The 13,867-nt window shown below is 39.3% G+C and carries 15 protein-coding genes; 5 read left to right on the top strand and 10 right to left on the bottom strand.

Annotation, left to right across the window (positions count from 1 at the left end):
* The first annotated feature begins 177 nt into the window (after window positions 1–177).
* A complete protein-coding gene (locus QZZ23_RS10145) occupies window positions 178–354 on the top strand; it encodes a 4Fe-4S binding protein (protein ID WP_292469649.1) in 177 nt (58 codons plus the stop codon).
* Between the two features lie 177 nt (window positions 355–531).
* Here QZZ23_RS10145 and QZZ23_RS10140 read toward each other — a convergent pair whose 3' ends face one another.
* The 3 genes from QZZ23_RS10140 to QZZ23_RS10130 all read right to left on the bottom strand — a co-directional run bounded on the left by QZZ23_RS10140 (window position 532) and on the right by QZZ23_RS10130 (window position 5,626).
* Window positions 532–1,731, bottom strand: coding sequence for a PLP-dependent aminotransferase family protein (locus QZZ23_RS10140; protein WP_292469647.1), 1,200 nt, complete (start codon window positions 1,729–1,731; stop codon window positions 532–534).
* Window positions 1,732–1,855: 124 nt separating this feature from the next.
* The gene (gene mprF / locus QZZ23_RS10135) at window positions 1,856–4,429 is read right to left on the bottom strand and encodes a bifunctional lysylphosphatidylglycerol flippase/synthetase MprF (protein WP_292469645.1); all 2,574 of its coding nucleotides are present in this window, start codon (window positions 4,427–4,429) and stop codon (window positions 1,856–1,858) included.
* A 150-nt stretch (window positions 4,430–4,579) separates the two neighbouring features.
* On the bottom strand, window positions 4,580–5,626 hold the full coding sequence (locus tag QZZ23_RS10130; RefSeq protein ID WP_292469643.1) for a YkgJ family cysteine cluster protein: 1,047 nt from the start codon (window positions 5,624–5,626) through the stop codon (window positions 4,580–4,582).
* 388 nt (window positions 5,627–6,014) lie between these two features.
* Between QZZ23_RS10130 and QZZ23_RS10125 the strand changes: the two genes are divergently transcribed.
* On the top strand, window positions 6,015–6,605 hold the full coding sequence (locus tag QZZ23_RS10125) for a diacylglycerol/polyprenol kinase family protein (protein ID WP_292469641.1): 591 nt from the start codon (window positions 6,015–6,017) through the stop codon (window positions 6,603–6,605).
* Window positions 6,606–6,767: 162 nt separating this feature from the next.
* Here the strand turns inward: QZZ23_RS10125 and QZZ23_RS10120 are convergent, their stop codons facing one another.
* The 3 genes from QZZ23_RS10120 to QZZ23_RS10110 are packed head-to-tail and all read right to left on the bottom strand — an operon-like array spanning window position 6,768 to window position 10,587.
* The gene (locus QZZ23_RS10120; RefSeq protein WP_292469639.1) at window positions 6,768–7,529 is read right to left on the bottom strand and encodes a succinate dehydrogenase/fumarate reductase iron-sulfur subunit; all 762 of its coding nucleotides are present in this window, start codon (window positions 7,527–7,529) and stop codon (window positions 6,768–6,770) included.
* Window positions 7,529–9,202 carry an FAD-dependent oxidoreductase gene (locus tag QZZ23_RS10115; RefSeq protein ID WP_292469637.1) on the bottom strand — a complete coding sequence of 558 codons (1,674 nt, stop codon included), beginning with the start codon at window positions 9,200–9,202 and terminating at the stop codon, window positions 7,529–7,531. The genes QZZ23_RS10120 and QZZ23_RS10115 overlap by 1 nt, the downstream gene beginning before the upstream one ends.
* The gene (locus tag QZZ23_RS10110; RefSeq protein WP_292469635.1) at window positions 9,199–10,587 is read right to left on the bottom strand and encodes an aspartate ammonia-lyase; all 1,389 of its coding nucleotides are present in this window, start codon (window positions 10,585–10,587) and stop codon (window positions 9,199–9,201) included. The genes QZZ23_RS10115 and QZZ23_RS10110 overlap by 4 nt, the downstream gene beginning before the upstream one ends.
* Before the next feature lie 183 nt (window positions 10,588–10,770).
* On the opposite strand from QZZ23_RS10110, the gene QZZ23_RS10105 reads away from it, so the two are divergent.
* Window positions 10,771–11,037 carry a hypothetical protein gene (locus QZZ23_RS10105; protein WP_292469632.1) on the top strand — a complete coding sequence of 89 codons (267 nt, stop codon included), beginning with the start codon at window positions 10,771–10,773 and terminating at the stop codon, window positions 11,035–11,037.
* 266 nt (window positions 11,038–11,303) lie between these two features.
* Entirely contained in the window at window positions 11,304–11,483 is a 180-nt protein-coding gene (locus tag QZZ23_RS10100) for a hypothetical protein (RefSeq protein ID WP_292469629.1), read from the top strand.
* A 128-nt stretch (window positions 11,484–11,611) separates the two neighbouring features.
* On the opposite strand, the gene QZZ23_RS10095 is transcribed toward QZZ23_RS10100, so the two are convergent.
* Window positions 11,612–11,863, bottom strand: a complete 252-nt coding sequence (locus QZZ23_RS10095) for an ATP-binding protein (RefSeq protein WP_292469626.1) — start codon at window positions 11,861–11,863, stop codon at window positions 11,612–11,614.
* Between the two features lie 189 nt (window positions 11,864–12,052).
* On the opposite strand from QZZ23_RS10095, the gene QZZ23_RS10090 reads away from it, so the two are divergent.
* Window positions 12,053–12,475, top strand: coding sequence for a hypothetical protein (locus QZZ23_RS10090; RefSeq protein ID WP_292469623.1), 423 nt, complete (start codon window positions 12,053–12,055; stop codon window positions 12,473–12,475).
* Between the two features lie 486 nt (window positions 12,476–12,961).
* Here the strand turns inward: QZZ23_RS10090 and QZZ23_RS10085 are convergent, their stop codons facing one another.
* Genes QZZ23_RS10085 through QZZ23_RS10075 form a run of 3 tightly spaced genes read right to left on the bottom strand, consistent with a single transcriptional unit; the run spans window position 12,962 to window position 13,857 of the window.
* The gene (locus QZZ23_RS10085; RefSeq protein WP_292469620.1) at window positions 12,962–13,189 is read right to left on the bottom strand and encodes a hypothetical protein; all 228 of its coding nucleotides are present in this window, start codon (window positions 13,187–13,189) and stop codon (window positions 12,962–12,964) included.
* Window positions 13,190–13,191: 2 nt separating this feature from the next.
* Window positions 13,192–13,518: a hypothetical protein gene (locus QZZ23_RS10080; RefSeq protein ID WP_292469618.1), complete on the bottom strand. Its 327-nt coding sequence runs from the start codon at window positions 13,516–13,518 to the stop codon at window positions 13,192–13,194.
* Window positions 13,519–13,857: a hypothetical protein gene (locus tag QZZ23_RS10075; RefSeq protein ID WP_292469616.1), complete on the bottom strand. Its 339-nt coding sequence runs from the start codon at window positions 13,855–13,857 to the stop codon at window positions 13,519–13,521.
* Between the last annotated feature and the right edge of the window lie 10 nt (window positions 13,858–13,867).

Genomic DNA, 13,867 nt, shown 5'->3' with positions numbered 1-13,867 from the left:
CCTTTTTAAATTATTATGTCAAAATAAAATAGGAAGTAGGTTTTCTACAGAGCCGTTCACATTTTTTTTTATATAACATTAGCGAGGCTATCTCCTAAATTCGACAACTATTTATCCGATAATCCCAGAAAGAAACTGTATTATTTTCAAAAGAGATAATACAGGAGTGAAAGAAAAATGCCAGCAATTGTTGATAAAGATGTATGTACAGGGTGCGAACTATGTGTTAATTCCTGTCCGGTAGAAGCAATCTCAATGGGCGATAATGATATTGCAGTTGTTAATGCAGACGAATGCGTGGACTGTGGTGACTGCGTAGATATTTGTCCGGTTGAAGCAATTTCACTGGAATGAATAGACTAAATTCTTTATTTTTATATTTTATTGAGAATTTTTCAAATTTGTTGATGTTACTCTATTCAATATGAGCTTTGCCTGGGTCTAAAGAATTAGCATTATACGAAGTAATTTTAAAAACACCTTTTTGATGCATCAAGAGAGAATGCATAGAACCTAGGATAACTTTCCCCATTACTTCGCAATAAGCTTACTCTCAGTAAGCCTTTCCAGACACACGGCCAGCCTTTTTATCCCCTCTTCTATCTGTTCAAAATCCGAATTGGAGAAATTCAATCTCAATGTGTTATTGCCAATACCATCTTCAGTATAGAACGGACTGCCGGGAACGAAGACAACGTTTTCTTTTATTGCCAGCTCGAACAGGTCTGTTGATGAGATTCCAGGAGGCAATGTGACCCAGATGAACATCCCACCTTCAGGTTTTGTATAAGCTATTTCCTCCGGGAAGTGCTCAGTCATCATATTTACCATGAGATCACGACGTATTCCGTATGCATCCTTTATTTTCAGGATGTGTTTATCGATATCATTATCCAGCAAGTACTGGTGGATAATCCTTTGCGAAAGGTAATTAGAATGCAGGTCAGCCGCCTGTTTGGCTATGAGCAGCTTCTCCATGACTTCCTTTTTGGCGCATATCCATCCCATTCGGAGTCCCGGAGCAATTATTTTAGAGAAGGAACCAAGAAGAATGGTATTGTCTGAATAATTCCTGATGGTCGGCAGGTCATCACCTGCAAATCTCAGTTCACCATATGCATTGTCCTCAACGCAGATCACATTGTGCCTGTCAAGTATTTCGGCAGTATCGATTCTCTTCTGCCTGGAATAAGTTATGCCTGAAGGATTCTGAAATGTTGGAACCGTGTAGAAAAGCTTTGCACTGCCTTCACTTAAAGTACTGTCCAGCATATCAGTATCAATACCATCATCAAGAAGAGGAACATTACTGAATTCCGGTTCGAAAAGAGAGAAAGCCTGGATCGCTCCAAGGTAGCCGGGGCTTTCAATAATGACTCTGTCTCCTTTGTTCAGAAAAACCTTACCTATCAGGTCAAGGCTCTGCTGTGAACCGTTCGTGATCAATATCTCATTAGGGTCTATCTTAAGCCCATTTTTTTCAAGATATCTTTGCGCAATGAACTCCCTCAAAGGCAAATATCCTTCAGTTGTACTATATTGAAGAGCATTTTTTCCATCCTCTGACAGAACTTTTGCAGATGCTGCTGCAATTTCTTCCACCGGAAAAAGACCAGGATTTGGCAGTCCGCCAGCAAAGGATATAATCTCCGGCTGCTGGGTAACTTTCAGGATCTCTCTGATAAAGGACTTACGGGTATTACCCATTCTGTCAGCAAATATAGTAGTCATGCATGCGCTTCAAGCTTTGATACAAATTAAATGTTTTCATCAATTTATGCAATATGACACTACATGAAATTATGATATTAACCCTGAACATTTACGCATCATCCACTAAAAGCTTCATTATTCTTCATTTAGAAAATATCTCCTTCGTCCCTCCTGATATCAATAAAGCTACATCCTTCAGAACGAACATTTGCCTGAGACCTTTGGGCATGGCTATGTATCTTGGCTCCCATACCGGGTCGAACTTTTCCTTATACACCCGCAGACCCTTGAAATTGTAGAAATATTCCCCGTGTGTGAAAATGGCAGAACCGATCTTGTTCCACATGGGTGCAAGGGTCCTGTTCTCCAGGCCTGAAAGAGGAGACATGCCCAATGAAAAGTACTTGTAACCATTATCCTTGCCCCATAGCATGAGCTTGACAAAAAGATACTCCATGGATGCGTTTGATATCTCTGGATCGTACCTCATAAGATCGATAGTTATCTCTTCCTGGTCCGCACCGATAAGGACGTTTGAAAATGCAGCTATTGTCCCTTCTTTCCTGACAATTGCAAGAGGAAAATTAGCCAAGTAACCTATATCAAAATAGCCCAAGGAGAATTTCTTTTCCTTTGTACTTTTCGTTTCCAGCCAGGCATCAGATATGCTTTTTAATTCTGCAGCATGGCTGACTATATCCTCCGGTGGCATGACCTCAAAATAGAAACCCTCCTTCTCCATACGTTTTACAGAATATCTGAAATCCTTTGAGGCGCTGCCTTCAAGTGTGAATGATGAAAGCGGAACTTTTCCCTCTTCACCTATCTTGATGAAAGTAAGACCGATGTCCAGATAATATGGAATATACTTTTCACTGACCTCATAGAACACAGCACACCCCTGATGCAGGTTAGCCAGTTCATGGAAATCCCATATCAGTTCTTTTACGTTCTTACCATTGCCAATTGGGTCACCCAAACAGACCCAACTTTTTCCCTCGACACCATACATTAGGAAGTTTTCATTCTTTTCATCGAAGAACAGGTATTTGTCCCTGAGCATTGCCAGATGCCCATTCGTATCCTTACTGCTCCTTATTATCCCCTCTGCCACTTTCAAGGTAGCATCATCAGGAAGTTTCAGACCCTTGTTCGAACCTCCCAGCAATTTCATTGTACCGATAACTGAAAGGACGAAAAGTACTCCAACAACCGACCTTAGGAACCTCGAAACCTGCATGTTGGCACCAAACTGCCAGAGCATTTCACCCGAATACTCAACATGTTCATGAGTAAACATTCCAAGCCATATGAAACTCAGGACAACAACAGCAATAACAATGATATTATCCCTGCTGAATGACTGGTTGAGAAGGGAGGATTTCCTGTAGAAATGTTTCCTCTGGGGTAGCAGGAGTAAGAAAATAAAGAACAATATAATTGACTCTGTATAGTTGAAACCTTTGAGAATGGAGAAGATACTTCCAAGAAATAGTATTATTACAGACAGCAGATATGCCCCATCTACTCTTTTCCAGAGACCGTTGGCCAGGACAAGTAGTATGACACCTATTATACTGCTCAACAGACTGGAAGATTCTATCAATGAAAGGGGTATTATTCTACCAATAAACCGCATGCTTTCCATCTGTGGTGGCAGAGCCTCGGAAAAAAGGAGCAATATCCCCGCGAAGAACACAAGCACACCAAATATCTGCGGAGTGAAAGCAGAGAGTTTCAAGTAGGTCTTTTTATGAAGGCTCACCAATATTTTTTTCCTTGCATTGAACTCGCTGTAGGAGAGTACAATGATTCCCGTCACAAAAGGAGTGATGTTGTAGATGAACCTGAATGCTACAAGCGCCGCAATAGTGTTTGCTGCAAGAGAATATGGAATTAGCATAAAGAGCATGACAGCTTCAAATACACCCAGACCGGCAGGTATGGTGCTCATCAGGGCAACTATCTGTGCTATCAAAAATATTGCGAGTAGGAATGTAAATGATATCCCCGTATCCGGAGGCAGCAGGAAATACAGTATACTCCCTGCAAAGATATAGTCAAGTGATGAGATGAATATCTGTAGCAAGGCTATCCGGATATAAGGGAACCGAATCTCATAATCCCTTACCTTGAATGCTTTTTGAAACAGGCAGAGTATAAGATATATTAGAAGTAGAGATAATAACAGAAACCCTGTGTTTCTCACAAAAAAAGCGGATACATAAAATACTTCAGACAACTCTGACGGGTAAATACATAATAGCATTCCCCCCACAAAACAGAACCCTGTCCAGAAAGTTATACTGCAGAATGTGATAATTTTGCCTATCTGCAACAAGGTCAATCCGTATTCGGAATATGACCTGTATCGAAGGGAGCCGCTTGTTAGCAGGTTAAACCCTCCGTTGTAACTGATAGCTGTGCTGGTGAATGAGGACTTTGCTATCTTGCGATACGGAACTGACTCACCTATGTAACGCAGGGCCAGAAGGTCATAACCAGTAAGTGCAATATAACTCAGAACAGTGAAGATGAGAGCCAGGAGAATATTCAACAGCGAAATAACAGAAAAACTAGTGAGTATGTCCTTTAAGCGTAAATGATGTAACTGGCTATCCAGAAGAAGTAACGACAGAGCAAAAATGACTATCGGTACAAAATAACTTACTTTCTTAAAGAGCTCATGGGTACGATAATAGTTCTTCTTAAACAAAACGTGTCACCTGTAAAGATAGAAAAGGTATATAGCTAACTCTATATAGAATTTATTCAAGATTAATCTATCTGAAAAAAATACAGGATCTTTTTATAGGCAGACTGAGCAAAACTACATAATATCCGTTTGATATTAACTGAAATTCTTTTATAATATCATGCCTAATGCTGGCACTGTTGCCAGATATCCATCAAACAGGACGATAGTGTCCTCTATTATTTTTTCATCAATATATTCCTGTTTTTCAAACTTTGAAAGAAGGTCTGCTTTCAGCAGGAAGAGTTCTTTCACATTTTCCAGTTCAGCAATTGCAAGCAGTAATAATTGTACGTCCGGTGTTTTTTGTTCCACAGCTTTGCGATAGACCATACCAATAAAATGGTCCGTAGAAGTTATCAACCGCATATACCTTTTAACAGCTTCAACTGCATCTGATGACAGGGTTCTGACAGTAAGACAGGAATATAACATACTGTCAACATGTTCTGTTTCACCTGTTTGTTTCAGTAAGATTCTCCTGACAAGGCCATTCTCAAGCTTAAATACCTGCCATTGAAGGTCCTTTGTAAGATATGATGGCAGGTCTATAAAACAATCAGACGATAATTCTGCTTCAAACCCGGCCCTGCTCGCAGAACTTATGTTGCTTAGACTAAATTCCATCTCCCCAGCATATTCAAGCAACATACTTTGCAACACATCCGGAGCTATGTAATTCTCAAGTCTGACAGATAGATCTGCATACATTGCCTTTGATTCTTTTAGCATATTTTCAATGAATCCAGGAGATAATTCTTCAATAGTCTCTTTTCCCAGGCGCATCATATCTGATTTTTCATCTTTGGAAAATCCTCTGCATGACATGCTTGGATATAACTGCAACCGCCACCCGAAGAAGAACTTCACCGGGAATATCCTGCACAGAAGTGAACGGATATCATATATCCCACATTTTTTATCATCGCATAGAAAAATACAGGCACCTTTTTCATCCTGCTGCCTCATTGTAAAAATTCCATTAAGACAGGAATGTCCATTCTCCCATTTCCTGAATGCTGTACCGTTCTTTTCCAGTATCATCGGGAAGTACTTTTCCCATTCTCTCACCTCTGCCGGGAAGGAACAGCAAAATCCGCATCCATCAAGACAATTAAATTTAATTCCTTTTAACGGTGTAAAGTCTATCTCAGTCATTATCCCATATCTCCCAGAAAAGGTATCAAAACAATTCAAATTAATTAATCATTTTAGTCATCATATTCCTGAAAAGGATTGAAAGTCCCGGATGATCACATTCCTGTATTTTCGAACATGTTATTAGAACAGAATTAACTACCAGACATATAATTGTTTTAATATTAAAAGTATTTTAATTGATTATACATCTTTTGAGACATTTTTATCAGATGAATTATCCACATATACTCATTATAACCTTTAAACACAATAATAGATTTATTTATCCAAATAAAACCTTATTGAAAGAGGTTCATTGTAAGATCAAAAAACCAATTGAATATAGACCTCTTCAATTTTCATTATGACATGCTCTTATATATACTAACAGAATAAATAAATGGCAATGGCTTCGATATCCTTTGCTAATGAGCTTATGCGAAAGGGCATACATTTTACCTCAATTCTTATTATACTTGTCTATGCCTTTTTTGGAAAACAGGAAACACAGACCCTATTAATTATTTATCTTGTGCTGATACTGAGTATCGAACATCTAAGACTTGACAGAGGTATCAAACTTCCTGTATTCCATATTCTCCTACGCCAAAAAGAAAAGGCAGGAATTGGCTCACATGTATATTTTACACTTGGTGCACTTATAGCGGTCTCGGTATTCAGTAAAAACATTGCTTTTGCAGCTATCCTTATGACAACTTTTGGCGATATGAGTGCAGCACTGATTGGTAAAAAGTTTGGAAAAATAAGGATCTTTGCTAATGGAAAGAGTCTGGAAGGCTGCATTGCAGAATTTATCGTAGACCTGTTTATAGCAGTTCTTTTAATTCAAAACCCTTTTGTCTCTGTTTTTATGGCATTTGTTGCAACTTACGTGGAAACTACATTCGTGAAAATAGATGATAACATTGTGATCCCTGTATTTTCCGGTGCCTTTGCAGAACTGGCTTTCTTATTACTTCTTCACCTTGGTTTATGACAACTATTTTCAACGGTTGTGACGCCTATGAATAAAAATATCCATAGGCATCTTTTCCCACTGATCCTGTATGTAATGAACCCTATACCCACAAAATATTGTATAACTTGATGTTATTTAAAAGATATACTGTCAACTAGTATAATCTGGAAAAAGAGATTATTAATCACTCTTACTCTTTGTATTCTCCCTCATCTTGAGAATGGCAGTTGTAGGCGGTACTTTCTTTGGACATACAGCTACGCATTTGTAAACAACATCACATCCCCAAACACCCTCTTTAGAGTTAACCTGGGAAGTAAGTTTGTCAACATCCTCTCTTCTGCTGCGAGGGTCCAGACAAAAGCGCCATACTTTTGCAAGTGCAGCTGGTCCGAGATACTTATCATCCCTTGCTGCCGCCGGACAGTTTCCATGGCATGTGGCACAGAGTATACAGTTGGTGTATTTCTCAATTTGAATCTGCATGGAAGGTTCAATTATATTCTCTTCATAGCCCGTCTTTTCAGACACATGTATCCATGGTTCAATAGAATTAACGAGCCTGTAAAAATGGTCCATATCAACTATCAGATCCCTAATAACTCTTAAATTTGGAAGCGGTTCAACAAGAACATCTTCTTTGCTTTCATCCTTACTGCTGTGTTTCAGAAGAATCTCCTCTTTTTCAGATTCCAGGATTACTTCAGATTTAACAGCAGATAACTGCGTTCTACACGCAAGTACGGGTTTTCTATTTATGAGCATGGCACAACTCCCACATACGGCGCCCCTGCAGGAATACCTGAAACAAAGACTTCCATCCTGTTTTTCCTGTATCTGGAACAATGCTTCAAGCACCGTCATTCCAGGTTTTTCTTCCACATCAAAAGTTTCATACCATATTGTATTCCCATCCTGCCTTCTGATTGTCAGTTGTACCATCAGTATTCCCTCCTTTGTGGAGTGAAACGGCCAATATTAACTTCCTTGTATTCAAGACGTGGCTCCACATCTTTGTAAGCAAGTGTATGTTTCAACCAGTGTCCATCATCCCTTTCAAGGTAATCCGTACGATAATGCGCACCTCTGCTTTCTTCCCTTGCAAGTGCTCCTATAGTTATAATATGTCCAAGTTCAAGCATGCCCTGCAATTCGAGGGCATTTATAAGTTCGAAATTAAAAACCTTGACCTTGCTCTGAACCCTTAGTTTTGCTGCCCTTTTTTTGAGTTTCCTTATTTCATCCAGAGCATGTTCCAGCCCCTTACGGTTCCTGAATATACCTACATGTTCCTGCATGATCTGCTGCAGCTCATCCCTGATAGAAGCAAAGTTTCCCCCTTCACCACCAAACATTCCCTGAAGCCTTCCCTCCTCCTGTCGGAAAGCTTCAATCAGTTTGTCTCCATCAGCCTTTTGAATCAATTTTATATAATCTACTGCATCGATCCCTGCTCTTCTTCCGAAAACAACAGTGTCAAGAAGTGAATTACCACCAAGCCGGTTTGCACCATGAACACTTATACAGGCACATTCACCTACAGCATAAAGACCCGGCATTGGTGTTCTGCCATTAATGTCAGAACTTACGCCACCCATAGAATAATGCTGACCAGGCTGCACAGGTATAGGTTCTTTCACAGGATCGATGCCTGCAAAATCAATTGATATTTGCCTGATTCCCGGAAGACGTTCATTGATTACATCCTTTCCCAGATGAGTCAGATCAACATGAACATACCCTCCAGGGAAGCCTCGACCCTCATCTATTTCTTTTTGAATTGATCTGGCAACGATATCCCGGGGTGCAAGCTCCATTGAATCCTTTGCGTAGTTACTCATGAAGCGCTCATGATCTTTATTGAAAAGGTAGCCACCCTCCCCACGTGCTCCCTCTGTAATCAGTATATTTGTTCCCAGAAGAGTTGTGGGATGGAATTGAACAAATTCCATATCTTCCAACGCAACACCAGCCATATAGGCCAGGCTGATACCAAAACCCCTGTTAATCATGGCATTGGTGGAACGCTGGTATATTCTTCCATATCCACCGGTTGCAAGAATAATTGCCTTTGAACGAAAAGCCCCAAGCTTTGAATCAGCCATATTCATCGCAATACATCCTGCACATCTGCCTTTATCAATAACCAGTTTGGTCACTAGCCATTCGCTGTATATTTTGATGTTACATTTTAGAACCTGTTCGTATAATGTATGCAACAGGTTATGCCCTGTCCGGTCTCCTGCAAAACATGTCCGTGGGAACCCTGCACCACCAAAAGGACGCTGGGCAATTTTTCCATTCTCCTGCCTTGAGAAATTACACCCCCAGTTCTCCATTTCAATTACTCTTTCAGACGCCTCCTTGCAAAGCACATCAACTGTATCCTGGTCAGCGAGATAATCACTGCCTTTTACAGTATCAAATGCATGTGCTTCCCAACTATCATCAAATCCAAGTGATGCATTGATACCTCCTTGGGCAGCACCTGAATGACTGCGTATGGGATAAACCTTTGAAATTATGGCAACATCCGCCCCCAACTGATAAGCTTCAATGGCTGCCCGAAGTCCTGCAAGTCCACCACCAATCACGATAATATCATGATCTATCATCTGTTAGCCCCCGTTAATTTCATTGGATCCAGAAGGTCTTTTATTTCTTTGCTTGTAAACAATCCCTGTTCAATAACGACATCCTTGATTGAAAGAGTCTCGCTGTGCGCCCGGTGAGCTAGCTCAGCAGCTTTATCATAACCGATTACAGGAACAAGAGAAGTTACCAATGCGAGACTCGAACCGGCAAGCTCTGCACACCTTTGAATGTTGACACTCAGACCTGCAAGGCATTTCCTGTTGAAAGAATCAATTGCCCCTGCAAGTATCTTAATAGACTGGAGAAGATTGCGGGCAAGAAGTGGTGTGAATACATTGAGTTCAAGCTGCCCTGCCTGTGCCGCCATCATAATAGCAGTATCGTTACCGATTACTTGAAAACATACCATATTGAGCATTTCCGCCATAACCGGATTGACCTTTCCGGGCATAATCGATGACCCTGGCTGCACTGCCGGAAGGTTTAACTCGCCCATTCCTGCCCTTGGGCCACTTGAAAGCAAACGCAGATCATTTGCTATCTTAGTAAGACTTACTGCAAGACCTCTGAGTGCGGCAGAAGAGGCAAGTATGGCACCAGCACCCTGGGTTGCTTCAAAGGTATTTTTAACCATCCTGAATTCAATCCCTGTTATATCCCTCATCTCACTGATAGTAATATCTGAAAAACCGGGAGGGACATTCAATCTTGTTCCCACGGCAGTTCCACCCATATTCAACTCAAGCAGGCCATCCAGAGCTTGTAGTAACCTTTCCCTATCAATTTCTATCATTCTGGCATAGCCGCTGAATTCCTGACCAAGCGTGATTGGAACTGCATCCTGCAGATGTGTTCGCCCTGGTTTGACAACCAGCATGAACTCAATGGATCTCTTGTTGAGAGTGTACAGAAAATCATCAATTACCGGAATAAGATCTGCCTTTAGGATTTCAGCCGCTGAAATGTGAATGGCTGTATGAGTCGTATCATTTGAGGACTGGGACATGTTTACGTGGTCATTTGGATGGATGATATCGTATCTTCCTTTTTCAAACCCTAAGATCTCAAGTGCACGGTTAGCGATTACTTCATTTGCATTCATGTTCTGTGAAGTACCCGCACCAGACTGAAAAGCATCGACAACAAACTGATCTTCCAGTTTCCCATTTCTAATCTCAAATGCAGCTTCAATTATTGAGTCCCCAATCTGAGAATCGAGTTTGCCAGCTTTAATATTGGCCTTTGCAGATGCTATTTTTATAGCTGCCTGAGCTTTTATGAACTCCATTGGTAAGCTCTCACCACTTACCCTGAAATTGTCTACTGCTCTTGCAGTCTGAGGGCCATAGTATACATCATCAGCTACCTCTACTTTTCCTAAAGTATCTTTTTCTAACCTGACCACATGATCACCCACGACCTATGAAACACATAAAGAAAATAAGAATATTTTGAATTATACTCCCATAAAAAGACAGCCGCTTTATCTAATAAAGATATGCCGCTGAATTTAGAAGTTCTGTTTTCATATTCTATTTTATACAATTGTCAGAATCCTTTAAGAATCATGAGATCAATCTACTGATATATGACTGACAACAAGAATGATGAGGAGATTTTGACAGAAGCAAAGATCACAAATGATCCTAACAGTTCGCTGTTTCAAAAGGCCTTTAGTAGTTCTGTCACTGGTGAAGCTGCAATTACCCCAGGGTTTAAAGTAGAGTACGCACCTCACAAATCCCAGGGTCTGCAAAGTGCATCCGATATGTGGATCGATAAAAGCAGGATTTTTGACGGGCTTTCTAAAGAGAAAATGGATCTTGAAAGCATTAAAAAGATATCTCGCCAGTAATTTTCCGGATAACTTGCCCAATTACTAATCATTAATAGCAGGCTAATACTAGCTGCTATTTTTTATATGTTAATAATAACCGGAATTCAATTCCGGTTTACCGGCATTCTTTTTTAATCTCAAAATAGATTTGGTATTAATTGGTGCCCCCTTAAAATCAAATTTAGTTGTTTTAAACACAACTTGATTTTTTGACAAGTTATTTATATAACGCGATTATACAATAATGTATACTCATTAAACATAATGCGATAAGAGGTTAGAAAATGGCACCATGGGAATATGACATAAGATCTGTCCGCTATGGAGAATGGGACAGTACAAAAGAGGATCTGAATAAACTCGGTGTAGACGGCTGGGAACTTATACGCTTCTCAGAAGATACAGATGAAAATGGAATGATAAAAGCATTCTTAAAGAGACCAGTTGATTGTCTGGAATGTTAATTCCTTTATCTAAATATTCTATTTAGTATCCTCCGTCAACTTTACTTGTTTTGTTTTTCATTATTAATATTTCTTGAATTTCGGAAAAATTAAGTTGATATATTCAGTCTTTCTAGCCACATCAATCTTCATTTAATTACAGATGCAGCTTTCTTGCTATAATTGACAGGAAGTATCACATGAACTATGGTTCCGGTTTCCGTTTTGCTTTCCAGCCAGATGTCTGCGCCATGGTTTATGATTATCTTTTTACTTATGAATAAACCAATACCTGCACCTCCATATGTTCTTGTAAGCGACCCATCCACCTGATAGAAATCATCAAATACTGATTCGATTTTCTCTTCCGGAATCCCGATAACATTGTCACCAATAGACACATGGATTTTGTTGCTTATGCCAGTGAAAGAATAATTATGAAAAATGGAGGGTAATTATTTAGTCATATACTGCCAACACACAAAATATTACAAAATACTTAAATACAATAAAGACGGTAATAGGAATCTGTCTTCTGATTAAACATAAAAACGAATTATCGAAAACAAAATAACAGGTAGAAAGATATAATGACTCAAACAGTCACAAGCATAAATAGCATAAATATCCCGGAAGGTTACAGCTTAAAGAGGATACAGTTCTACTTCTGGCTAGGACTTGTATCGGCAATCTTCTTAAGACTGATTATTATCGCAGATTATTATAGCGGGGTAATTTCAAAAGTTCTATTCTACCTGGGTGTTATAGGATATCTGGTGTTTTTCGCACACAGATATCACATTGCAACACGCCGGGTAAGTGTTCTGAGAAACCTGGAGTTGCTTAAGAAAATTGAGAACAGGACTCCTTTGACTGAGAATGATTACCACGGATTACAATATATCATGTGGAGTTTGTCCGTCTCAAAGGAACGCATGAATTACCTGGTGATATTTGCTTTCTCGATAATAGCTATTGTATTATCATTAGCACTTGACCTGGGAATTGTATGAAAGCAAGGTTCAAAAAAAGATGTGTGCTGATTTGGTAACCTTGTTGTCAAAATGTAAGTAATTAGGGGGTACATACCCTACTTTGCATCATATTTTTGTGAATATATATATATATATATATATATATACTCGTACTAAAAGGAGTTAAACCATACTTTATGGAGTACTGGGTATAGTACTATGGAAATTAAGGAATACCTATATCTAAAACCTATACGATGGTTGCTCTGAATGACTTGTAATGGCTTCTTGAATTAAGACATAATAAACCACTATACTGCCCTATGGGTTCCATTTCAATGTCATTTTAGCTAAAACGTGGGTATGAAAGTCAAAGTTGATTGTGGATATTAAAAAGAGCAAAATTTAAGTATAGAACTTATGGATTAGTGAGTGACCTAAATAAAAAAATCAGAGACAATCAAATTAGATTTGATATGATTTGATCGTTTCTAAGAATGTAGGTAAATAAACCTCAAAAACGGTTTATTTCATCTGCTCGATCTTTTTAGTAATTAGCTCTGCCTTTTCATTTCCGACAAAAAGATTCAGCCCTGCCTGCAAATATTTTGTAAATTCATTTAAGTGTGCAGAAGAAAGCTGTTCGGGTGTAATTCCTATTTTTTTGCATTGTGTTTTAACTGAGGCCTGTGCCATTGTCTTCCCAATGTGTGGTTCCAGTAAACTAACAACCTGATCCGATAATCCTGCCATTTTCATTTACCCCCAAACAATCCAAGTAATTTTCTTCCCGCAAGTACATAGAACAATGAAGACAGCATTAAAAATAAACTCTGCAACCATTTAAGAGAGTAATCATTTGTGAATCCGAAATCAGTTCCGTGTCCGAAGTAGCGGAACAGGGACGACATGGCAAATAACAATGCAAAAACTAATAAAAGGCTAATAAAATTTCGCACTGCTCCACCATACTTTGTCCTTGCATCATAGTAAATGATCGCGACTACGAAGAACAGCAAGGTTGTAAGTATTTTTAGCCCCGGGTTGAGTGGACTTGTAGAATAATCAAATAAAGCAGACATTTATTCATCCTCCATTATCCCAAGTGCTCTGGCAGCTACAATTAACCTATTCCTTACAAGATACGCCACGTATACGCTGATAATTGCAAAGATAAGGATGAATACACTCTCGCCCCATTTCCATGAGACGATTTTGTCGCCACCATACCTGAAGGCCATAGCAATAAAACCTGCTATTCCACCTGCAAACAACAAATTTGCAATCTTCTGTATCTCTCCGCCATATGCCTGTCGGGCTTGATAAAAATAATATACCCCAATGACAAACAATATTGGAGTAACCATTTTTAACAGCGGGTTTAGAAAACTTTCCTTATAACTTAGTATTTCTATTACCATTTTATCCCTC

Source organism: Methanolobus sp. (genome assembly GCF_016278385.1).
GTDB lineage: Archaea > Halobacteriota > Methanosarcinia > Methanosarcinales > Methanosarcinaceae > Methanolobus.
This window is presented reverse-complemented; position numbering and strand designations above follow the sequence as displayed.